Here is a 21,961-nt window from a genome sequence, read left to right as displayed (position 1 = left end):
CAGCTTTCGGCTTTCAACCTTCAGCTTTCTCCGATGTGCGGCATCGCCGGCACCTACCATCTGGGCGGCGGGCCGGCCCCGTCGGACGAGCGCATCCGGGCCGCGCTGGCCTGCATCGCCCATCGGGGGCCGGATGACGAGGGCGTGCACCGGGCGGGACGCGCAGTGCTCGGCCACCGTCGCCTGAGCATCATCGACACATCGGCCGCCGGGCACCAGCCGTTCACCGACCTGGAGGGCCGGTATACCATCGTCTTCAATGGCGAGGTGTTCAACTTCGCCGAGCTGCGCGCCAGGCTGGAAGCCCAGGGCCACCGCTTCAAGAGCCGCACTGACACCGAGGTGGCCCTGCGGCTCTTCGCCCTGAAAGGACCGGCCTTCCTGCACGACCTCAATGGTTTCTTCGCCCTGGCCATCCACGATGCCCAGGAGGACACGCTCTTCCTGGCCCGCGACCGGTTCGGGGTGAAGCCCCTGCTGTGGTGCCTGCACGAGGACACGGTGATGTTCGCCAGCGAGCTGGGCGCCCTCCTGGCCCTGGGGGCTCCGCGCCGGCTGGACCGCGTGTCACTGCGCACCTATTTCACGCACTACTACATCCCTGCGCCGCACACCATCCTGGAAGGTGTGCACAAGCTGCGGCCCGGCCACAGCCTGATGGTGGATGCCCAGGGCATCCGCACCGCCCGCTGGTACGAGGCGGAGGCCGAAGCGGCGAAGACCCCCGTGCCTTCGGACCCCGTGCAGCGGCTCCGCGACCTGATGGATGACGCCGTGCGGATCCGGCTGGTGAGCGACGTGCCCGTGGGCACCTTTCTCAGCGGCGGCCTGGACAGCAGCATCGTGAGCGCACTGGCCAGGCGCCACAAACCCGACCTGCGCACCTTCAGCATCGGCTACACCGAGGCGTACTACGACGAGACCCCCTTCGCCGAGGCCGTGGCGCGCCATCTGGGCACCGACCACACCACCTTCACCCTGGGGCACGATGACCTGGCCGCCAGCTACGACGATCTGCTGGCCGCGCTGGACGAGCCCTTCGCGGACCAGAGCGCCCTGCCCAGCTACGTGCTGAACGCCCGCACACGGCAGCAAGTGACCGTGGCCCTGAGCGGTGATGGCGCGGACGAGGTCTTCGGCGGATACCGGAAACACCAGGCCGAGCTCCGCGTTCGCGCACCCGGGACGGTGGAGCGGCTGGCCCTGCTGGGCTCCCCCTTGTGGAGGGTACTGCCCCGTTCGCGCAACCACCCACTGGCCGATAAAGTGCGCCAGCTGGACCGGTTCGCACGAAGCGCAGCGCTGAGCGCGGAGGACCGATACCTGCTCCTGGCCTCGTGGGACGAGGAGCTCGATGCCGCCACCCTCCTGGATCCTGCATCCGACGAAGGGGCCTTCGCGCAGCGTCGGGCCGCGATCACCGCCCCCCTGGCCGCGCACCGCGACCTCAACGGCCTGTTGTGGGCGGATGTGCACACCGTGCTGCCCGACGACATGCTGCGCAAGGTGGACCTGACCAGCATGGCGCACGCCCTTGAGGTACGCACCCCGTTCCTGGACCGGCGTGTGGTGGAGCTGGCCTTCGCCCTTCCGTCCGAGGTCAAGTTCCGCAAGGGTTCGGGAAAGCAGCTGCTGCGCGAAGCCTTCGGGGACCTGCTGCCCCAAGGCACATTGACCCGGGCCAAGCGCGGCTTCGAGGTACCGCTGACCCCCCTGCTCAAAGGGCCATTGGCCGACCGCCTGGCCACCTGTGCGGATACCGAGCTGCTCCGTGCCGCTGGCCTCGAGCCAGGTGCCGTCCGGCAGGTGCTCAACCGGTTCCATGGCCCTTCGCCCGGAAGTTCGCAGGCAACCGTGCATGCCCTCATCGTCTATCTGACGTGGTGGCGGCGGTACATGGCCTGAGCCCTTCCTGCGCCCCCGTTACCTTTGCCGTCGGCCCATGCCTCGTATCCTCCGGATCATCAACCGCTTCAACCTCGGGGGGCCCACGCACAACGCCGCCTACCTGACCCGCTACCTGCCCGGGGACTATGAGACCCTGCTCGTGGGGGGCAGCCAGGAGGCCACCGAGGAAGGCAGCCATCACATTCTCCGTTCCCTCGGAGTGGAGGCCATGATCCTGCCGGAGCTGCAGCGCGAGGTGGCCCCTTGGCGCGACAGGGGCGCCTACCGACGCATCAAACAGCTCATCCGCGAGTTCAAGCCGGACATCGTGCACACCCACGCCGCCAAGGCCGGTGCGGTAGGGCGCATGGCGGCCGCGGACCTCGGCGTGAAGGCCATCGTCCACACCTTCCACGGCCACGTCTTCCACAGCTACTTCGGTCCGGTGCGTACCGCGCTGTACAAGAACATCGAGCGCTTCCTCGCCCGCCGCAGCAGTCGCATCATCGCCATCAGCGAGAAGCAGAAGCACGAACTGGTGGACGAGCACCGGATCTGTCCCGGGGACAAGGTGAGCGTGATCCCCCTGGGCTTCGACCTCAGCCGGTTCCGGGAGGACCGCGCACAGAAGCGGGCCTTCTTCCGAAGTGTCTACGGCGTGGCCGACGACGAGATCGCCATCGCCATCGTCGGCCGGCTCGTCCCGATCAAGAACCACGACCTCTTCCTGGAGGCCATGGCCGCGGTCGCCCGACGCACCCAACGGCGTGTGCGCGCGTTCATCGTGGGCGACGGTGAGGAACGCGACCACTTGGAAGCGCGGGTCAAGGAGCTCGGATTGAGCCACGCCGTGGGCCCCATCTTCAACGGACATGGCTTCGGCCACGGCGCCGGGTCAGGTGCCGTGGTGCCCCAGGCCACGATCACCTTCACCTCCTGGATCAAGGAGGTGGACATCGTCTACGCCGGTGTCGACCTCGTGGTCCTCACCTCGCTGAACGAGGGCACACCGGTGAGCCTGATCGAGGCGCAGGCCTCGGACCGGCCGGTGGTGACCACCCGTGTGGGCGGCGTTGAGAACGTGGTCCTGCCGGACCGGTCGGCGTTGCTGAGCCCATCGGGCGACCTGGCCACGATGACCGAGGCCATCCTGCGTGTGGTGGAGGACGATGCGCTGCGGGGCCGGATGGGCGGGCAGGGATGGGACTTCGTGCGCCAGCGCTACCACTACACACGCCTGGTGGACGATACCGCCCGTCTGTACGATGCCCTGCTGAACTGACCGTGGGGCCAGAACGCTACTTTTGCGCGATGCGAACGGCACGTCTTGGGCCTTTGGTGGTGTTGGCGGTGGCGGTGTTGATGGGCGGCGGTTGCACCATCAACCGCGACATCATGTTCAAGACACCGCTGGGCTATCAGTTCGACTCGGTACCCGACACGGTGGACCTGGCGTTCAAGATCCAGCCGAACGATTACCTGCAGTTCCGGCTCTTCGCCAACGACGGGTTCAAGATGATCGACATGGTGTCCATCGGCACCGGGGCGGATAATGCGCGTAGCATGCAGCGCCTGCAGTTCAACTACCTGGTGGAGCCCGATGGCAACGTGAAGCTGCCGCTGCTCGGCCGCGTCACCCTATCGGGCAAGACCCTTCGGGAGGCCGAGACCTGGCTGGAACAGCGCTACATGGAGTTCTACAACCGGCCTTTCGTCCAGTTGAGCGTGACCAACCGCCGTGTGGTCGTCTTCCCGGGCGGGGGCGGCGATGCGGTGGTGGTGCCTCTGGAGAACGCGAACACCACCCTGCTTGAGGTGCTGGCGAGCGCACGGGGGGTGGCGAAGCGCGGCAACGCCCACAAGGTGAAGGTCTTCCGGCGCGACCCCGCCGGGGGCAGGCAGATCTTCCAGTTCGACCTCACGGACATCGAAGGGCTGAGGCATGCGGACATGGTCATGTTCTCGGACGACGTGGTGTACGTGGAACCGAACCCGGAGCTTGTGCGCGAGGTGCTCGCCGACATCACCCCGATCATCACCCTGCTCACCAGCGTGGTGCTGGTGATCGGCATCATCCGGGGCTTCCAATAGCACCAGCATGCTGAACGAGGACGTCAGCCAGCGGAACATCACCCTCGACAGCTATCGGGAGCGGATCACGAACTTCAGCAACGAGTTCGACCTCGGGCTGTTCCTGTACATCATCAAACGATCGTCCGTCTGGATCATGCTCTGCATCATCCTGTCGGGCGCCGCGGCCTACCTCTACCTGCGATACACCGCCCCCACCTTCAAGAGCGGCGCCATCCTGCAGATCCGCGAGAGCAACAACGCCCAGCTGGTGCTGGAAATGAACCAGTTCGTGGAGGACAAGAACCTGCTGGCCGATGTGGAGCTCCTCCGCTCGAAGTTCTTCATCGACAAGGCGCTGCGCAAGCTTCCGCTCGAGGTCAGTTACTTCTACAAGGGCCAGATCCTCACCAACGAGCTGTACACCGGGACCTTCTTCCGCATCGAGGATGTGGAGGTGCTCGATCCCCGGGTGCGCGACATGCCCATCTTCATCGATCTGAAGACCGAGGGAAAGGCCACCTTCTCCTATGCCGTGGCCGGCCAGCCGCTCACCCTCACCTTCGACCTCAACGAACGCATCACCACTCCTCATTTCCGCTGCAGCGTGTGGCTTGATGACGTGGCGATGATGGAACGCATGGAGGCGGACGGCTCGACCTTCTTCCGCATCAACAGTCCATCGAGCCTGGTGGCCCAGTACTCCAAGCAGATCGACGCCCGCATCCTGGACAACGATGCCCGGACCGTGGCCATTGACTGCCGCGATGCCAACCCCGTGCTGGCCCGCGACCTGGCCGAGGCCATGGCCGAGACCTACATCGGATACGATGTGGAGCGCATGCGCGAAAGCGCCGAGAGCATCCTGCGGTTCATCGAATCGCAGAAGGACACCGTGTTCGACAAGCTGCGCGAGTCCGAGTACCGGATGCAGGCCTTCAAGATGGAGAACAAGGTGTCCGACATGAGCGAGCTGACACCGATCTACCTGAACCGGGTGCGCGAGTACGAGGACCGGATCGTGGAAGTGCGGGTGGAGATGGACCTGCTTTCCGCCATTGAGCAATCCACGGACAAAGCCCTGGGCGACATCGACGTCTACAATCTGATGCCCCTGCTCGTCGGCACCACCTACGAACGTTCGCTCACCACCATGATCGAATCGCTCCAGAAACTGCTCCTCGAACGTGAGGAGCTCTTCCTGGAGGCCACGCCCAGCAACCAGGCCGTACGCGACGTCGAGCACCGCATCCAAGTGCAGAAGGGCCTCGTGGTGAACAGCATCCGGAGCCTGCGCTCGAGGCTCACCGACAAGGTGAAGGAATACGAGGACATCATCCTCCAGCATGAGGCCCGCTTCCTCACACTTCCCGAGAAGGAGCTCGAGTTCGCCCGCATCGACCGCCTGTTCCAGATCAACGAGAAGTACTATACCCTGCTGCTGGAGAAGGACATCGAGTACCGGATCAGCCGTGCGGGCTTCGTGCCGGACAACAAGGTCCTCGAGCGACCGGTGATCCCTGCGATGCCGATGGCGCCCAACCGCAACCTGGTGTTGTTCTCCTACCTGCTCACCGGGCTGGTGATCAGCTTCCTCATCGTTCTGGTGCGCTATGTGCTTCACGACAACATCACCTCGCTGAACGACATCGCCAAGACCTCCAGCGCGTCCATCGGCATCCTGGGCATGATCCCCAAGTACAAGAAGGAGATCCCCATCAGCCAGCTGCTCGTGGATAAGAACCCCAAGAGCCTCATCGCCGAGAGCTTCAGAACCGTGCGCACGAACATGCAGTTCGTGGACAATACCCCGGGGCCAAAGCTCATCGCCATCACCAGCACCATCAGCGGCGAGGGGAAGACCTTCGTGGCCATCAACCTCGCAGGCATCATCGCGTTCAGCGGAAAGCGCGTCATCGTGCTCGACCTCGACATGCGGAAACCCAAGATCCACCTGGGCTTCGGCGTGGACAACATCCGCGGCATGAGCACCCTGCTCATCAACAAGGACACGCTGGAGAACTGCATCCAGCAGAGCGCCCTCGAGAACCTGTACTTCATCACCGCCGGCCCCATCCCGCCCAACCCGTCGGAACTGGTGATCAGTGAACGCATGAACCTCATCATCGAAGAGCTCAAGAAGTCGTACGACGTGATCCTGATCGACAACCCGCCCGTGGGCCTGGTCACGGACGGCATCGCCATGATCCAGCGTGCGGACTATCCCATCTACATCTTCCGCTCGGACTACAGCAAGAAGGCCTTCATCCACAACGTGGACCGCCTGATCAACGAGAACCGCATCACCCGCATCACCACCATCCTGAACGGTGTGGACATCGACCGCAATAAGTACGGCTACAACTACGGCTATGGCTACGGCTACGGCTATGGCTATGGCCACGGCTATGGCACGGGCTACGGCTATTACGAGGACCGTGGCGACCGGAAGGGCGGCAAGGGCGGTCGCCGCAAGGGACTTCTGGGCAAACTCACCGGCAGGGCCTGATGCGGATCGAGACCACTCCCCTTGATGGCCTGCTGGTGCTGCGACCTGCCGTGCACCGCGACGACCGGGGCCACTTCCTGGAAAGCTTCAACGAGCGGACCTTCGCTGCGTCCACAGGGCTCAACGTGCGCTTCGTACAGGACAACGAATCGGTATCGCGCCGGAACGTGCTGCGTGGACTGCACCTGCAGACGGGCGCCTCGGCCCAGGCCAAGCTCGTGCGCGTGGCGCGCGGCGCCGTTCTCGATGTATGCGTGGACCTGCGTGCCGACAGCCCCACCCGGGGTCGGCACTTCAGCATCCGGCTCGACGAGAGCGCACCGGTGATGCTGTTCATCCCGGAGGGATTCGCCCACGGCCTTGCGGTGCTGGAGGACAACACCCTCTTCCAGTACAAGTGCTCCCGTTATTGGGACCCGGCGGCCGAACGCACCCTCCTGTGGAACGACCCCGCCCTCGCGATCGACTGGGGGGTGACCGGGCCCATCGTGAACGCCAAGGACCAGGCCGGCCTTCCGTTGAAGGACCTTCTGCCCACGCTTGCCTAGCCCGGCCATGTACACCCCGGCCCAGCTCTTCCTCATCTACTCCGGCCTCTTCTTCGCCGCGGTCCTCTTCTCGCTCCTGATCAACTCCCTGTTCATGCGGTTCGCCCGAACGCTGGGCTCGCGTGAACACAACACGGACCTGGTCCGCTGGAGCGCCACGCATAAACCGGCCTTCGGCGGCATCGCCTTCTTCATCGTTTTCCTCGGCGCCTTCTCGGTGAACGGTGTCTTCTTCCCCGCGCTGGCCCCGCTCTGGCAACCCGGTCTCCTGGGCCTCATCGCCGCCACCTCGCTCGGTTTTCTGCTCGGCCTCGCCGACGACGCCTACAACACACGCCCCGTTCTGAAGTTCCTGGCCCAAGTGGGCTGCGGTGCCCTCCTCGTCGCCTCGGGCAATGGCATCCGGTTCTTCCACGCGCCTTGGGCCGATATGCTCCTCACGATCGTGTGGGTCGTCGGCATCATGAACTCCATCAACATGCTGGACAACATGGACGCCATCACCACGGTGGTCTCCGTCTTCATCCTGCTGAACGGGCTCGTGGTGCACCTGATGCTCGGCCCGGTGGAGGGCGTCCACATGGTGCTGCTGGTGGGCACCATCGCCGCGCTGGCCGGATTCCTGTTCTACAACTGGAACCCCAGCCGGATGTTCATGGGCGACACCGGCAGCCAGTTCCTGGGCGTCTACCTCGCCTACGTGGGCATCCGCTGCTTCTGGAACGCCCCCTCCCCCGTCACCGGTGCGGACGAGCACTGGAGGCAGGCGATCATGACCCTCGTGGTGTTCCTGCTGCCCATCGCGGACACCACCACCGTGACGATCAACCGCATCGGGCGTGGGCGAAGCCCGTTCGTGGGCGGCCGTGACCACACCACCCACCACCTGAGCTACCTGGGCCTGAGCGATGCCCAGGTGGCCCTCACCTTCGGTGCGCTGGGGGCCCTCAGCGTGTTCCTTAACTTTGCGGTCCTGCGCTTCGTGGGCGTGTGGCGGAACCTTCACACGGCGATCTTCGTTCTGTACGCCGTCGCGGTCTTCCTGCTGCTCTACCTGCCCACCCGGCGCCCACGACCCACTCCCCCCCCCGAACATGGCCACTGAACCCCGCACACCGCTCGTCCATGCCCTGCGCATCGCCGGGGCGGGAGCCCTTCTGCTGGCGGGTGTCCTGGGCGCCAACCTGTTCACGTACGCGGTGATCGAGGAGCACAACGACCTTGACCACCAGCGGCACTTCAACGACAGCTACAAGATCTTCTCCCTCACCCTGCCGAACACCGTGGAGCTGTGCGGCGAACGCGTACCGCTGGAGAAGCTCGATGTGCGCGAACGGCTGGACCGCGAGCTGCTGGTGAACACCTACTGGCAGAGCAATTCCATCCTGGCCCATAAACGGGCCGCACGCTGGTTCCCCCTCATCGAACAGGTGCTGCTTGAAGAGGGTGTGCCCGAGGACCTCAAGTACATCTCCCTCATCGAGAGCGGCTTCACCAACGCCGTGAGCCCCATGGGCGCTGCGGGGTTCTGGCAGTTCATGAAGGACACCGCCCCGCGGTACGGCCTGGAGGTGAACACCGAGGTGGATGAGCGCTACAACGTGGTGAAGAGCACACGCGCCGCCGCCCGCTACCTGAAGGAGGCGTATGCGCGATACGGCTCCTGGGCGATGGCCATGGCCTCGTACAACCTGGGCGTCGGTGGGCTCGACAAACAGATCGGCCGGCAGAACGCCAAGGACTATTACGACCTGCTGCTGCCGGAGGAGACCTCGCGCTACGTGTTCCGCGCCCTTGCGATGAAGGAGATCATGGCCGACCCCGGCCGCTACGGCTTCCACATCCGCTCCAAGGACCTGTACGCGCCCTACAAGGTGCGGATCCACGTGGTGGACGGGCCCGTGAACGACCTGGCCGCCTTCGGGTCCGAGCAGGGCACCTCCTACAAGGTGCTGAAGCTGTTGAACCCCTGGCTGCGCGAGACGCGCCTGTCCAACCCCGCAGGCCGGCGCTACGAGCTGCTGCTGCCTGCCGCTGATTTCGATGCCGCGGAAGGTGCGCAGGACCAGTGAGGCTGCGGACACCGCAAGCGCCACCGCACCATCGAACGGCGATGCCGCCATCGAGGTGCTTGGCGCCCGGGTGCACAACCTGAAGAACATCGACGTGGTCATCCCCCGCGATCAGCTCGTGGTGATCACGGGCCTGAGCGGAAGCGGAAAGAGCAGCCTGGCCTTCGACACTCTGCACGCCGAAGGGCAGCGCCGGTATATCGAGACCTTCAACGCTTATGCACGGCAATTCCTCGGAGGTATCGAGCGCCCCGATGTGGACCTGATCACAGGGCTGAGCCCGGTGATCGCCATCGAACAGAAGACCATCAGCCGCAACCCGCGCAGCACCGTGGGCACGGTGACGGAGATCTACGACCTGCTGCGCCTGCTCTACGCCCGAGCGGCGGATGCCTACTCCTACGTGACAGGCGAGCGCATGGTCCGCTACACCGATGCCCGCATCGTGGACCTGCTGATGGAGGAGCATGCCGGCAGCGAGCTGCTCGTGCTCGCACCGGTGGTGCGAGGTCGGAAGGGCCACTACAAGGAGCTCTTCGAGCAGTTGCTGCGCCAGGGTTTCCTGCGCGCCCGTGTGGATGGCAAGGTGATCGACCTCACCACGCGCCCCCGCCTGGACCGCTACAAGGTGCACGACATCGAGGTGGTGATCGACCGGCTGAAGGTGCCGGCCGCCGGGCAGGCCGGCGCCGGCCGGAAACGCCTGGCCGATGCCTGTGACCTGGCCCTGAAGCTCGGGAAGGGCAACCTGATGGCACTGCCGCCGGACGGCACCCAGCCCCGTTACCTGAGCCGGCACCTGATGTGCCCCACCAGCGGCATCGCCTACGAGGAGCCGGAGCCGAACCTCTTCAGCTTCAACAGCCCTTATGGCGCGTGCCCACGGTGCAGCGGTCTCGGACAGGTCACCGACGTGGCCATCGGCAAGATCATCCCGGACCGCGGCAAGAGCATCCGGCGCGGTGCCGTCCTGCCGCTGGGCAGCTTCAAGAGCTCCTGGGTCTTCCGCCAGGTCGAGGCCGTGCTCGCCGGCTTCGGGCATGATCTGGACACGCCCGTGGAGGAGATGGGCGACGATGTGGTGGCCGCGCTGCTCAACGGCCTGGATGAGCCGCTCCGCGTGAGCAGCCAGGTGGGGTTGAGCGACCGCACCGTGCAGTTCGAGGGCATCATCCCCTTCATCCTGGAGCAGGCGAAGGAAGGCGGGGCCCAGGCCCAGAAGTGGGCCGAGCAGTTCACCCACATGGTGACCTGCCCCGAGTGCATGGGAACCCGGCTGAAGCGCACCGCCCTTCACTTCCGCCTCGACGGGCTCAACATCCACGAGCTCGCCTCCCTGCCACTGGACCGTTTGCATGCGCACACCCAGGGGCTGCTGGACCGCCTCCAGGGACGCCAGGCCCTGATCGCCCGCGATGTGGTGAAGGAGATCACCGCGCGCACCCGCTTCCTCCTCGATGTGGGCCTGGAGTACCTCACCCTCGACCGCAGCGCCCGCACGCTGAGCGGTGGTGAGGCCCAACGCATCCGGCTGGCCACCCAGATCGGCAGCCAGCTCACCGGGGTCCTGTACATCCTGGACGAGCCCAGCATCGGCCTGCACCAGCGCGACGACCACCGGCTGATCGGCAGCCTGCGCCATCTGCGCGACGGTGGCAACAGCGTCATCGTGGTGGAGCATGATAAGGAGATGATGCTGCAGGCCGACCACCTGATCGACATCGGGCCCGGGGCCGGCGAGCATGGCGGCCGCATCGTGGCCCAGGGCTCGCCCGCGGAGGTCCGCAAGGCCGACAGCCTCACCGGCCGCTATCTGCGCAACGAACTGGCCATTGACGTGCCCCGTCTGCGCCGCGCCGGCAACGGGCACCGCCTGTCCGTGCTCGGTGCCTCGGGCCACAACCTGCAGGATGTGGACCTTGTACTTCCGCTCGGCAGCTTCATCTGCGTCACCGGCGTCAGCGGCAGTGGCAAGAGCACCCTCATCGGCGACACCCTGTACCCCATCCTGGCCCGCCACTTCCACCGCGCCGACACGCGGCCTCTGCGCTACCGCAAGGTGGACGGTCTCGCGCACCTGGACAAGGTGATCGAAGTGGACCAGAGCCCGATCGGCCGAACGCCGCGTAGCAATCCGGCCACCTACACAGGGTTGTTCGACGCCATCCGCCAGCTATACACCCAGCTTCCCGGAGCGAAGGTGCGCGGCTATAAGGCCGGCCGCTTCTCGTTCAACACCGCCGGTGGCCGTTGCGAGACCTGCAAGGGCGCCGGGGTGCGCACGATCGCCATGAACTTTCTGCCGGACGTGGACGTGCCCTGCGAGACATGCCGTGGCAAACGGTACGACCGCGAGACGCTCGAGGTGCGCTTCAAGGGCCGGAGCATCGCCGACGTCCTGGACATGAGCGTGGAGGAAGCCTTGGAGCACTTCGCCGACCTGCCCCAGCTGGCCATGAAGCTGCGCACCCTGATGGACGTCGGCCTCGGGTACGTGACCCTCGGGCAGAGCAGCACCACCCTCAGCGGGGGCGAGGCCCAGCGCATCAAGCTCGCCAGCGAGCTGGGCCGTCGCGGCACGGGCAGCACGCTCTACATCCTGGACGAGCCCACCACCGGCCTTCACTTCGAGGATGTGCGGCAGCTGATCGCCGTGCTCGACCGGCTGGTCGACCAAGGGAATACCGTGCTCGTCGTGGAGCACAACATGGACATCATCAAGGTGGCCGACCATGTGATCGACATGGGCCCCGAGGGCGGCGATGGCGGCGGACGCATCGTGGCCCGCGGCACGCCCGAGGAGGTCGTGCGCATGGGGAGAGGCCACACCGCCCGTTACCTCAGCAACGAACTGCGATGAAACGCACACCCAAGCCGGCCGTGCCGGCACAGCACGCACAGGAAGAAAGCGAACGCCGCATCCGGAAGGCCTTCAAACGGAAGGGCTGGAGCGAGGTGAAGGCCAACGACAGCTGGGCCATCTTCAAGATCATGAGCGAGTTCGTGGAAGGCTTCGAGGCCATGCAGCGCATCCGGCCCTGCGTGAGCATCTTCGGCAGCGCCCGCACCGCGCCCGAGCGCGCCGAGTACAAGCTCGCCGAGGAGATCGCCTTCCTGCTGACCGGTTACGGCTATGGCGTGATCACCGGCGGCGGGCCGGGCATCATGGAGGCGGCCAACAAGGGTGCGCAACGCGGCGGGGGCACCAGCGTGGGCCTCAACATCGAGCTCCCCTTCGAGCAGGCGCCGAACCCCTACATCGACAAGGAGAAGAGCCTGCACTTCGACTACTTCTTCGTGCGAAAGGTCATGTTCACCAAGTACTCCCAGGGATTCATCGTGCTGCCTGGAGGTTTCGGCACGCTCGATGAGCTCTTCGAGGCCCTCACCCTGATCCAGACACAGAAGATCGGCCGCTTCCCGATCATCCTTGTCGGGCGCACCTATTGGAAGGGCCTGCTCGATTGGGTGAAGCAGACCATGGGCGACCGCAATGCCTACATCAACCCCGTCGACCTCGACCTCATCACGGCCGTGGACACGGCGCAGGAGGCGGTGGACGCGATCGATGCCTTCTACAGCAAGTACCTGCTGAAGCCGAACTTCTAGGGCCGCACCCCCTTCTCAACACGGCGCTGTTCGCAACGGGCGCGTGTTCACCTCCTTGCGCCGCTAGGCCTCCGGGTAGTTTTGCTCAGGCCCACCGAAGGGCCGTGCAAACCGTTCCGGATCCATGGCCCAACTGCTCATCCTCGTCGACCTCATCGGCGTCCTCCTCATCGAGATCTTCCTCCTCACCGACATCAAGATCACGCAGGATGTGCCGGCCACCGTGATGCCGGGGAGCGAGACCAAGGTGACCTTGACGGTCGAGAAGGGCGACCTCAGCGGGTTCGCCAAACTGCAGATCGACCTCCCCGAGGGATTCACCTGCACCGCCATCGAAACGAAAGGCGCCTCCTTCACCTTCAGCGACCAGAAGGCCAAGTTCATCTGGATGTCCCTGCCCACCCAGCCGTCCTTCAAAGTGTCGTACAACCTGGTCGCTTCCGCATCGGCGAGCGGGCAGATGCCCATCAACGGCCGCTTCAGCTACATCCTCGACAACGAACGGCGCATTTACGACCTGGCCACCGCCATGGTGACCGTGATGGGCGATCCCGCCGTGGCCGCCGCAACCCCTGCCGCTGCACCCATCACCCAGCCCACGGACGCCTCCAACGACATCGTGACGGCCGCAGGTGCCGTGCCGATGCCGAGCGAGGAAGCGCCCGCTGTGCCTTCTACCCCTGGCCAGGGTCCGGGCGGTGTCGCCGTGGAACGGAAGGTGACCCTCGTCTCCGCCAGCGAACTCCTCGTGGAGGTGATGGTCAAGAAGGGCGATATCCGCGGTTTCGGCAAGCTGCAGGAGAACCTGCCCCCGGGGTTCACTGCGATGGAGAAGAGCAGCGCACAGGCCATCTTCACCACGCAGGACCGCATCGCCAAGTTCGTGTGGCTCAATCTGCCCGCCGACCAGGAACTGAAAGTGGCCTACAAGCTGCGTGCGAACGGCCAGCCCGATGGCGACTACACGGTCTCCGGTGAATTCGGCTACCTGCTGAACGACGAGACCCAGCGCGTGGCCGTGGGCGCCTCCACCTTCACCATCGGCGACATGGCCTTCAGCGCCCTGCATCAGGACCAGGCCCGCATGAGCCCCACGGACGCCCAGGATACCAGCCTCAACCTGCCCGCCAAGGAGACCAGGACCGAGACCGCACAGGCGGTGCCCAGCGAGGACAGCAAGCCGGCCACGACGAGACCCGCCCCTTCCAAAGGGGTTCCGGCACCGGAGAAAGGCATCGCTTACAAGGTCCAGATCACCGCGGCGCACCGCGAAGTGGGACGCGAGTATTTCGCCGGCCGCCACCGGTTCAACGAACCGTTCAGCATCGAGCGCCACGACGGTTGGATCAAGTACACCACCGGCTCCTACGGTCAATACCGCGAGGCCAGGGACAAGCGCATCGCCCTGGTGGCCGCCGGCCATGAGCTCCCGGGCCCCTTCGTGACGGCTTACAACAACGGCGAGCGCATCTCTGTGCAGGAGGCGCTGATGCTCTCCAGTCAGACCTGGGTCCAATAGTCCGGGAAAGCTATCTTTCCCCGCATGCTGACCCACCTTCGCCACCGGCCCGTCGTGCGCACGACACTCGCCGTGGCGCTCGGGGCCCTGCTCTGCACGCCCTCCGGCAGTGCCTGCGCACAAGATGTGGACAGCAGCCGCTACAGCATCCGCCCCACCTTCGGCCTCGGCGTGGGCATGTTCGCCTTCCTCGGCGACATCGGGAACGGACACAAGGGCTACAGCCCATTGTTGACCCGTGTGGGCTATGAGCTGAGGGCCGGCACCCCGCTGACACCCTGGCTCGATGTGGGGCTCTACGCGCTGCACGGCCGGATGGGCGCCAACGAACGCAGCATCACCCGCAACCTCAACTTCGAATCCCGTGTCACCACGGGTGGGGTCCAGTTCACCTACAACTTCCACCAGCTGCTGAACCCCGGCCGCCGGGTGGAACCGTACCTCTCCATCGGCGTCGAGGCCGTGGAGTTCCTGAGCAAGACGGACCGTCTGGACGCTGAAGGACGGATGTACCACTACTGGAGCGATGGTACCATCCGGGACCGGACCGAGAACGACCCGCAGGCCGGCGATGCCGTGCAGCTGCAACGCGACTACAGCTACGAAAGCGATATCCGCGAGCTCGACCTCGACGGTTTCGGCAAATACCCCGAGCTCACCTGGGCGATCCCTGTGGGCATCGGTGCGCGCATGCATCTGGGCGGCCGGTTCGATCTGCGCATCGGCACGACCATGCATTTCACCTCCACCGACCTCATCGACGGTGTGACGCAGGACAGCCGCGAGGAGCGCCAGGGCGACGCTCGGATGGACCGTTTCCTGTTCAGTTCGTTCTCCCTGAACTATGGCATCGGCCAGCGCAAGCCACGCGATCGCGAAGGCCCCTCCCTTTCCACCGAGGAGATGGACCTGCTGGCCCTGGCCGACGACGAGGACGGGGACGGCGTCACGGATTGGAACGACCAATGCCCCGGAACACCGTCCGGCGTGCCCGTGGATGCCCATGGCTGTCCGCTGGACGGCGACGGCGACGGCGTGCCCGACCATTTGGACCTGGAGCTGAACACCGCACCGGGCGCCGCTGTGGATGCGGACGGGGTGACCCTGACCGATGACGCGCTGCTGAAGGCCTGGCTGAACTACAAGGACTCGGCGAACGTGAACATGCTGAGCTCCCGGGTCGAGTCCTTCGGCCCTCGCGGACGGTCGGCTACAGCCGCAAAACGCCGGGCCTACGTGGTGAAGGTCGGTGAGCACATGGAAGGCATCCCCGAAGACCTGATCCAGAAGATCCTGAGCATCCCGGACGTGCGCACGTTGGAGAAGGGCGACACCACCTTCTATGTGGTGGGCAACTACGATGCGCTGCCCGAGGCATTGCGGCGGCAGCTGTCCTTGAGCGGAAAAGGCATCGACGGCCGGGTGATGGCCGAGGAGGACGGAAGGCTCATCGACATCGACGAGGAGGTCCGCCGGGCCGGTGCGGGTCTTGATGGCAGCGGTGGACCGGCCTCCGCGGAGGGCGTGGTGGTGCGCGTGCAGCTGGGCGCCTTCCGCAACAAGCTCGCGAAGAACATCTTCACCGGCATCCCCGACCTGGTGGTGATCGAAGGAGAGGATGGTCTCACGCGATACTACACCGGCAGCTTCACCGATGTGAACCCGGCCGCCAAGCATAAGGTGGACATGCTGCTGAAAGGCTTCAAGGGCGCGTTCCTCGTGGCCTTCAAGAACGGAAAACGGGTGAGCCTCAAGGAGGCCGGAGCGCGCCTCACCGGACCGGAGGATCTGCGCACCACCGCCGTGGGCGGCATCGATAAGAGCCTCATCCGCTACCGGGTGCAGGTGGGCACGTTCGCGGGCAATGTCCCGATGGACATCATGGACAAGTACATCGAGATCGGCAACGTGACCCCCGTGCCCAGCGTGGATGCGGTGCGCTATTACCACGGCGATTTCCGCACCCGTGCCGAGGCCGAGGCCGCCAAGGAACAGTTGAAGGCGAAAGGCCTCTCCGATGCCTTCACCGTGGGCGCCATGGGCGACCGCGTCATCACCGCCGACGAGGCCGACCGCCTCATGGCGGAGCCCTGATCCCGGCAATTCCCCGCAGCTTCTTGTCGTTGAGGCGATGGCGGCTACCTTTTGCCGCACATCCCTGTACCATGCTCCGTTCCTGGTCCTGGCCCACGGCCCTCTCCTTGGCCCTGTTCACCGCCGCCTGCAGCCGGCCTCCGCTCCCCCGCCCTGATCCGGCCTTCGCCCCGTACATCACGGCCTTCACGGCCGGGCCGGTCTCAGCCTCCTCCCCCGTGCTCGTTCGCCTGGCGGAGGGTCTCACCCTCACCGACACGAGCGCGACGAAGCTGGCCTCCCTCTTCGATCTGGATCCCACTGTGGAGGGTACTGTGCGCTGGCACGATGCCCGCACCCTCGCATTCGTCCCCAAGGAAGCCCTGCGGCCGGGCACCGACCATGCGGTCACCTTTCAGCTCGGAGGCATCGTGTCACTGCCCGACCATTTGTCCACCTTCCGCTTCGGATTCCGCACCCTCGAGCAACACCTCGCCGTGGATCTTGAGGACGTGGCCCCGCTGGACGGCGACGGCGGCGGCATGCATAGCATCACCTGGCAGGTGACCACGGCCGATCAGGCCCGAGCGGAACAGTTGTTGGCCTGCTTCAGCGCGAGGCAGGACGGTCGAGATGTGCCGCTGCGCATCAGCAGCTCGCCGGACCGGCTGCGGCACGATGTGGTGGCCGATAGTGTGCGCAGAGGCCCCGTCGCCACCGTGGTGGACCTGATCTGGGACGCGGAGGCGATCGGCAGTGCGGACGAGGGCCGTACGAGCCTCGACCTGCCGGAGGCCGGACGCTTCGCCCTGCTGAGCGCCCGCGCCCTGCTCGATGGAGAGCAGCAGGTGCGCCTGCTCTTTTCCGAGCCGCCCGACCCCGCCCAGGACCTGACCGGCCTGGCCGGCGTCTCCGGCGAACCACCGATGCGCATCGCCGTGGAGGGCAACACGCTGATCCTTCATCCCAGCGAGCCGCAGCACGGCGAGCAGACCGTGTTCGCGGCTGCGGGCCTTCGGACCGCCACTGGCCTCACCCTCGATCGGGATGTGACCACCCGTGTGCGCTTCCCCGAACCGGGCCCGGCGGTGCGTTTCGTCGGCGATGGCGTGGTGCTGCCCACCACCGGTGGCCGGAATCTCCCCTTCGAGGCCGTCAACCTGCGCGCGGTGACCGTGCGGATCATCCGGGTGCACGCGGACAACATCCCGCAATTCCTGCAGGTGAACGACCTGGCCGGTGGCGAGGAGCTGGCCCGCGTGGGGCGCCTGGTGGCCGAACAGGATGTGCCCCTCATCAGCTCGGATACCCCGGATCCCGGACGATGGAACCGCTATTTCCTCGACCTCGACAAGCTCATTTCCGCGGAACCCGGTGCCATCCACCGGGTGGAGCTCGGCTTCCGCCAGGACCAGTCCGCATTCCCGTGCGGCGACGGCACTCCGCCCTCCCCCGAGGCGGGGCTGAACGGTCGCACCGAAACGCCGACGCTGGACGACAGCGCCTTCGACCGCGCGGGCTACTACTACTACTATGACGACTCCTGGTATACGGATGACTATGACCATCGGGAACGCGACAACCCTTGCTCATCCAGCTATTACGGCAGCCGTCGCAAGACCAGCCGCAATGTGCTCTCCAGCGACCTCGGTCTGCTGGCCAAACGCGACGCGAACGGTGCCCTCCGGGTGGTGGTGAGCGACCTGCGGAGCGGTGCAGCCATCCCCGGAGCGGAGGTGGATGTGCTCGATCCGCAACTGCGCATCCTGGGCCACCTGACCACCGACGGTCAGGGTTTCGCCGCACTGCCGGCCCCGGCGCATACCCCCTTTCTGGTGGTGGCCCGATCGAAGGAACAGCGCGGCTACCTGCGTGTGGATGATGGTTCGGCGCTCGATGTAAGCGCGTTCGACGTGGGTGGGGAGGCGCTTCCTCAAGGCCTGAAGGGCTTCCTCTACGGCGAGCGCGGCGTGTGGCGACCCGGCGACTCCCTCCATCTGGCCTTCATCCTGAACGACCGCGACAAGGCCCTCCCCAAGGACCATCCGGTGGTGTTCGAACTGATGGACCCGAACGGCCGGGTCGTGCACCGTGCCGTGCGTCGACAGGCGGTGGGTGACCAGTACGGATTCCCGTGCGCCACATCACCGGATGCACCCACCGGCCTCTGGCTGGGGCGGGTGACGGTGGGCGATGCCGCCTTCCATCGGTCGCTGCGCATCGAGACGGTGAAACCCAACCGGATGCGGATCGCGCTCGACCTCGGCACCGGTCCGCTGCTGGCGGATCAACTTCCGCGTGCTATCCGGCTCGAGGCGGTCTGGCTGCATGGAGCTCCCGCCGTTCAGGCGCCGGTCGTGGTCTCCGTGGGCCTCGCCCGGGCCGAGTTCAAGCCGAAAGGGCATGACGACTTCGTGTTCGACGATATCGGTCATCAGCTCACCGAGGGCGAGACCATCGTGTTCGAGGGGCGCACCGACGCACAGGGGCGCGCGGTCTTCCCCTTCGACCTGAAGCCATCGGCGGGCGCCCCTTCGGCACTGCGGCTCACGGTCGTCAGCCGCGTGAGCGATCCAGGCGGGGATGCCAGCACGGACCAGCAGGAGGTGGTGCTCCACCCCTATCGCACCTACGCGGGTCTGCGGCCTCCCTCACCGGACGGGGCCTGGGACACCTACCTGGCCGGCCGGCCGCACCGCTTCGACCTGGTGAGCCTGGACGGTGCGGGCAAGCCCGCACCTGGTCGTCCGCTGAAGGTGCAGGTGATGAAGGTGGATGAGGAGCGATGGTGGCATGGCGCGATGGATGGGCCCACGAGCGGCCGCACCGGCGAGGGCCTGCGGGTGATCTCCTCGCACGATGTGCTTACCGATCCCCAGGGCCGTGGTTCCCTGGATGTGCGCGTGGAGGCCGCCGCCACCGGACGGTACCTGGTCCGCGCGGAGGATCCGGCCAGCGGCCATGTGGCCGTCGTCAGCCTCCACTTCGGAGCGGACGGCACGTCCGATGCGGCGGAGCACGGCAAGGACCCCGCGGCCACCCGTCTGGCCATCGGCACGGCCAGGGAGCGGTACGCCCCGGGCGACGAGGTGGAGCTCACCATCCCATCCGCGCACAAGGGCACCGCGATCGTGAGCCTCGAGAACGGCCACCGCGTGGTGGAGATCACGCGGATCGCACTGACCGAAGGCGGCACCACCCATCGCTTCAAGGCCACTGCCGCCATGATGCCGAACATCCACGCGCATGTCACGCTGCTGCAACCGCACGGTGAGGTGGCCAACGACCTGCCCATCCGCCTCTATGGGGTGGTCCCCATCCTGGTGGAGGACCCGGCCACCCGCCTGGAGCCCGTGATCGAGGCGCCGTCGGAGATCAAGCCCGGGCGCGAGTTCACCCTCACGGTGGCGGAGAAGAGCGGACGTGCCATGCACTACATGCTGTATGCGGTGGACGAGGGCCTTCTCGACCTCACGCGCTTCCGGACACCCGACCCCTGGGCACAGCTCTACGCGCGTGAAGCGCTCGGCGTGCACAGCTTCGACCTGTACGACCAGGTGATCGGCGCCTTCGGGGTGGAGGCCGGCCGCGTGCTGGCCGTCGGGGGCAGCGATGGTGGCGGGCCGGTCGATCCCTCCCGCATCGGGCGGTTCAAGCCCGTGGTACTGCACGCCGGTCCCCTCTCCCTGGCTCCGGGCCAGCGCGGCACCCATCGGTTCACCATCGACAACTACGTGGGCCGGGTGCGGGTGATGGTGGTGGCCAGCCACCCCGACGGGGCCTATGGTCATGCCGAACAAGCCGTGCCCGTGCGCCAGCCGCTCATGGTCCTGGCCACCCTGCCCCGTGTGCTCGGGCCTGACGAGACGGTGGAGCTTCCCGTCACCGTGTTCGCCATGGACAAGCTGCTGCGCGAGGTCACGGTCAAGGTCGGCCTGTCCGGTGCGGTCACGGGCGAAGGCCCGCTTGAACGGGCGGTGCGGTTCGACGGCACCGGGGAACAGGTGGTCCGTTTCCAGCTGCGTGCCGGGGACCGCACAGGGGCCGCTCAGGTGAACGTGACCGCCCTGGCGGGCACAGAGCGCGCCACCACGCGGATCGACATCGGCGTTCGCTCGCCCATGTTGCCGATCACCCGATCGGAGGATGGAGCGGTGCAGGCGGGTGGGCAGGTGGACCTCTCCGTGGTCCCCATCGGCGCCGGTGGCACCAACTCGGCCGTCATCGAGGTCACCAGCCTGCCACCGCTCGGTCTGGAGCGACGCCTTCAGGAGCTGTTGGGCTACCCGCACGGATGCCTCGAGCAGACCGTGTCCAAGGCCTTCCCGCAGCTCTACCTGGACGGCCTCGTTGACCTTTCGCCTTCCCTGAAGGAGCAGGTGCAGGCCGATGTGGGGGCCGCCATCCGCAAGCTGGCGTTCTTCCAGCGTGGTGACGGTCGTTTCAGCTATTGGCCGGGAGGGACGCATACGGACGACTGGAGCAGCATCTACGCCGGGCACTTCCTGTTGGAGGCCGCCCGACTGGGTCACGCCGTGCCCGGGTCCATGCGCACCGGATGGACCGCTTCGCAGCGCAACGCGGCCCGGGCGTGGTCACCGGCCACCGAAGGCCGTTCGGCCTTCGTGCAGGCCTACCGCCTGTTCGCCCTGGCCCTGGCCGGGGCCGAGGAGCCTGCCGCCATGAACCGTCTTCGGTCGATCCCCACCCTTGAACCCATGGCCCGGTGGACCCTGGCCGCCGCCTACGCCGAGCTCGGCCGGACCGATGCAGCGAACGCCTTGACCACGGGCATCTCCGCCGGGATCACGGACTACGCCGAACTGAGCGGCACCTTTGGGAGCGCGGTCCGCGATGAGGCCCTCATCGCCCTGACCCTCCTGCGCAGCGGACGTCTTCCCGAGGCCGGCCCCGTGGTCCTCCGCATCGCCGAGCGTCTTGGCAGCGATCAGTGGCTCAGCACACAGAGCGCGGCCTTCGCGTTGATGGCCGTGGCCCGCTACACCGCCGCCAACGGGCAGGGCAACGGTCTCGACCTCACCGTCGCCATCGACGGCAAACCCACCACGGTGCGAAGCGCCCGTTCGACCTGGCGCATGGCGCTTGGAACGCCGGACCGCCCGCACACCGTACATCTGGTCAACAAAGGCACCGGCTTGGTCTTCACCCGGATCACCCGGCACGGCACACCCGGTCACGGCGAGGAGAACGCGTCATCCAATGGGCTCAGCATCCGCACCACCTTCACAGGGACCAATGGCAGCACGTTGGACCCGGCGGTGCTCACGCAGGGCACGGATGTGCTCGTGAACGTGGAGGTGACCCATGTGGGCACCGAGCCCCTCTACAGCAATCTGGCGCTCTCGCAGGTCTTCCCCTCCGGATGGGAGATCCGGAACGCTCGCATGGAAGGTCTGGAGCAGGTCCATACCGACAGCCCCTACACCTACCAGGATGTGCGCGACGACCGGGTGATGACCTACTTCGATCTGGCACGCGGACAAAAGGCCGTCTTCCATCTGCGGGTGACCGCAGCCTACACCGGCCGATACCACTTCCCGGGCGCCCAGGTGGAGGCCATGTACGATGCGCGGATCTATGCCCGGACGAAGGGGGGGCCGGTGCAGGTGATCGCTCCGGGCGCCGAACCACGGGCGGCTTGGTAAGCTTGCCG

11 protein-coding genes and 1 pseudogene are annotated in these 21,961 nt (G+C 66.2%); all 12 read left to right on the top strand.

From position 1 onward, the window contains the following. Positions 1-33 precede the first annotated feature (33 nt). The gene (asnB, locus tag IPJ87_03315) at positions 34-1,905 is read left to right on the top strand and encodes an asparagine synthase (glutamine-hydrolyzing) (protein ID MBK7940895.1); all 1,872 of its coding nucleotides are present in this window, start codon (positions 34-36) and stop codon (positions 1,903-1,905) included. A 37-nt stretch (positions 1,906-1,942) separates the two neighbouring features. After that, entirely contained in the window at positions 1,943-3,169 is a 1,227-nt protein-coding gene (locus IPJ87_03310) for a glycosyltransferase (protein MBK7940894.1), read from the top strand. A 29-nt stretch (positions 3,170-3,198) separates the two neighbouring features. After that, on the top strand, positions 3,199-3,978 hold the full coding sequence (locus IPJ87_03305; GenBank protein ID MBK7940893.1) for a polysaccharide biosynthesis/export family protein: 780 nt from the start codon (positions 3,199-3,201) through the stop codon (positions 3,976-3,978). A gap of 7 nt (positions 3,979-3,985) precedes the next feature. Continuing rightward, positions 3,986-6,466 carry a polysaccharide biosynthesis tyrosine autokinase gene (locus tag IPJ87_03300; protein MBK7940892.1) on the top strand — a complete coding sequence of 827 codons (2,481 nt, stop codon included), beginning with the start codon at positions 3,986-3,988 and terminating at the stop codon, positions 6,464-6,466. Then, positions 6,466-7,014 carry a dTDP-4-dehydrorhamnose 3,5-epimerase gene (rfbC, locus tag IPJ87_03295; protein MBK7940891.1) on the top strand — a complete coding sequence of 183 codons (549 nt, stop codon included), beginning with the start codon at positions 6,466-6,468 and terminating at the stop codon, positions 7,012-7,014. Before IPJ87_03300 ends, rfbC begins: the two co-directional genes overlap by 1 nt. Then, positions 7,007-8,119, top strand: a complete 1,113-nt coding sequence (locus IPJ87_03290) for an undecaprenyl/decaprenyl-phosphate alpha-N-acetylglucosaminyl 1-phosphate transferase (GenBank protein MBK7940890.1) — start codon at positions 7,007-7,009, stop codon at positions 8,117-8,119. The genes rfbC and IPJ87_03290 overlap by 8 nt, the downstream gene beginning before the upstream one ends. Further along, positions 8,109-9,086: a lytic transglycosylase domain-containing protein gene (locus IPJ87_03285; GenBank protein ID MBK7940889.1), complete on the top strand. Its 978-nt coding sequence runs from the start codon at positions 8,109-8,111 to the stop codon at positions 9,084-9,086. Before IPJ87_03290 ends, IPJ87_03285 begins: the two co-directional genes overlap by 11 nt. Further along, complete coding sequence (gene uvrA, locus IPJ87_03280) at positions 9,058-11,946, top strand: excinuclease ABC subunit UvrA (protein ID MBK7940888.1); 2,889 nt, start codon at positions 9,058-9,060, stop codon at positions 11,944-11,946. Before IPJ87_03285 ends, uvrA begins: the two co-directional genes overlap by 29 nt. Further along, a complete protein-coding gene (locus IPJ87_03275) occupies positions 11,943-12,695 on the top strand; it encodes a TIGR00730 family Rossman fold protein (GenBank protein MBK7940887.1) in 753 nt (250 codons plus the stop codon). The genes uvrA and IPJ87_03275 overlap by 4 nt, the downstream gene beginning before the upstream one ends. A 124-nt stretch (positions 12,696-12,819) precedes the next feature. After that, positions 12,820-14,214 carry a hypothetical protein gene (locus IPJ87_03270; GenBank protein ID MBK7940886.1) on the top strand — a complete coding sequence of 465 codons (1,395 nt, stop codon included), beginning with the start codon at positions 12,820-12,822 and terminating at the stop codon, positions 14,212-14,214. 927 nt (positions 14,215-15,141) lie between these two features. Further along, positions 15,142-15,267: pseudogene (locus IPJ87_03265) on the top strand (thrombospondin type 3 repeat-containing protein). A gap of 1,112 nt (positions 15,268-16,379) precedes the next feature. Next, positions 16,380-21,953: a hypothetical protein gene (locus IPJ87_03260; protein MBK7940885.1), complete on the top strand. Its 5,574-nt coding sequence runs from the start codon at positions 16,380-16,382 to the stop codon at positions 21,951-21,953. Positions 21,954-21,961: the final 8 nt, after the last annotated feature.

It is taken from the genome of Flavobacteriales bacterium (genome assembly GCA_016713875.1).
Lineage (GTDB): Bacteria > Bacteroidota > Bacteroidia > Flavobacteriales_F > PHOS-HE28 > PHOS-HE28.
Note: the sequence above shows the minus strand (reverse complement) of the source record. Positions and strands in the feature narration are given on the sequence as shown.

Coding starts and splice junctions, on each gene's coding strand:
- IPJ87_03275 (MBK7940887.1), top strand. CDS start 11,943: ATGAAACGCACACCCAAGCCGGCCGTGCCGGCACAGCACGCACAGGAA.
- asnB (MBK7940895.1), top strand. CDS start 34: ATGTGCGGCATCGCCGGCACCTACCATCTGGGCGGCGGGCCGGCCCCG.
- IPJ87_03305 (MBK7940893.1), top strand. CDS start 3,199: ATGCGAACGGCACGTCTTGGGCCTTTGGTGGTGTTGGCGGTGGCGGTG.
- IPJ87_03260 (MBK7940885.1), top strand. CDS start 16,380: ATGCTCCGTTCCTGGTCCTGGCCCACGGCCCTCTCCTTGGCCCTGTTC.
- rfbC (MBK7940891.1), top strand. CDS start 6,466: ATGCGGATCGAGACCACTCCCCTTGATGGCCTGCTGGTGCTGCGACCT.
- IPJ87_03270 (MBK7940886.1), top strand. CDS start 12,820: ATGGCCCAACTGCTCATCCTCGTCGACCTCATCGGCGTCCTCCTCATC.
- IPJ87_03285 (MBK7940889.1), top strand. CDS start 8,109: ATGGCCACTGAACCCCGCACACCGCTCGTCCATGCCCTGCGCATCGCC.
- uvrA (MBK7940888.1), top strand. CDS start 9,058: ATGCCGCGGAAGGTGCGCAGGACCAGTGAGGCTGCGGACACCGCAAGC.
- IPJ87_03300 (MBK7940892.1), top strand. CDS start 3,986: ATGCTGAACGAGGACGTCAGCCAGCGGAACATCACCCTCGACAGCTAT.
- IPJ87_03310 (MBK7940894.1), top strand. CDS start 1,943: ATGCCTCGTATCCTCCGGATCATCAACCGCTTCAACCTCGGGGGGCCC.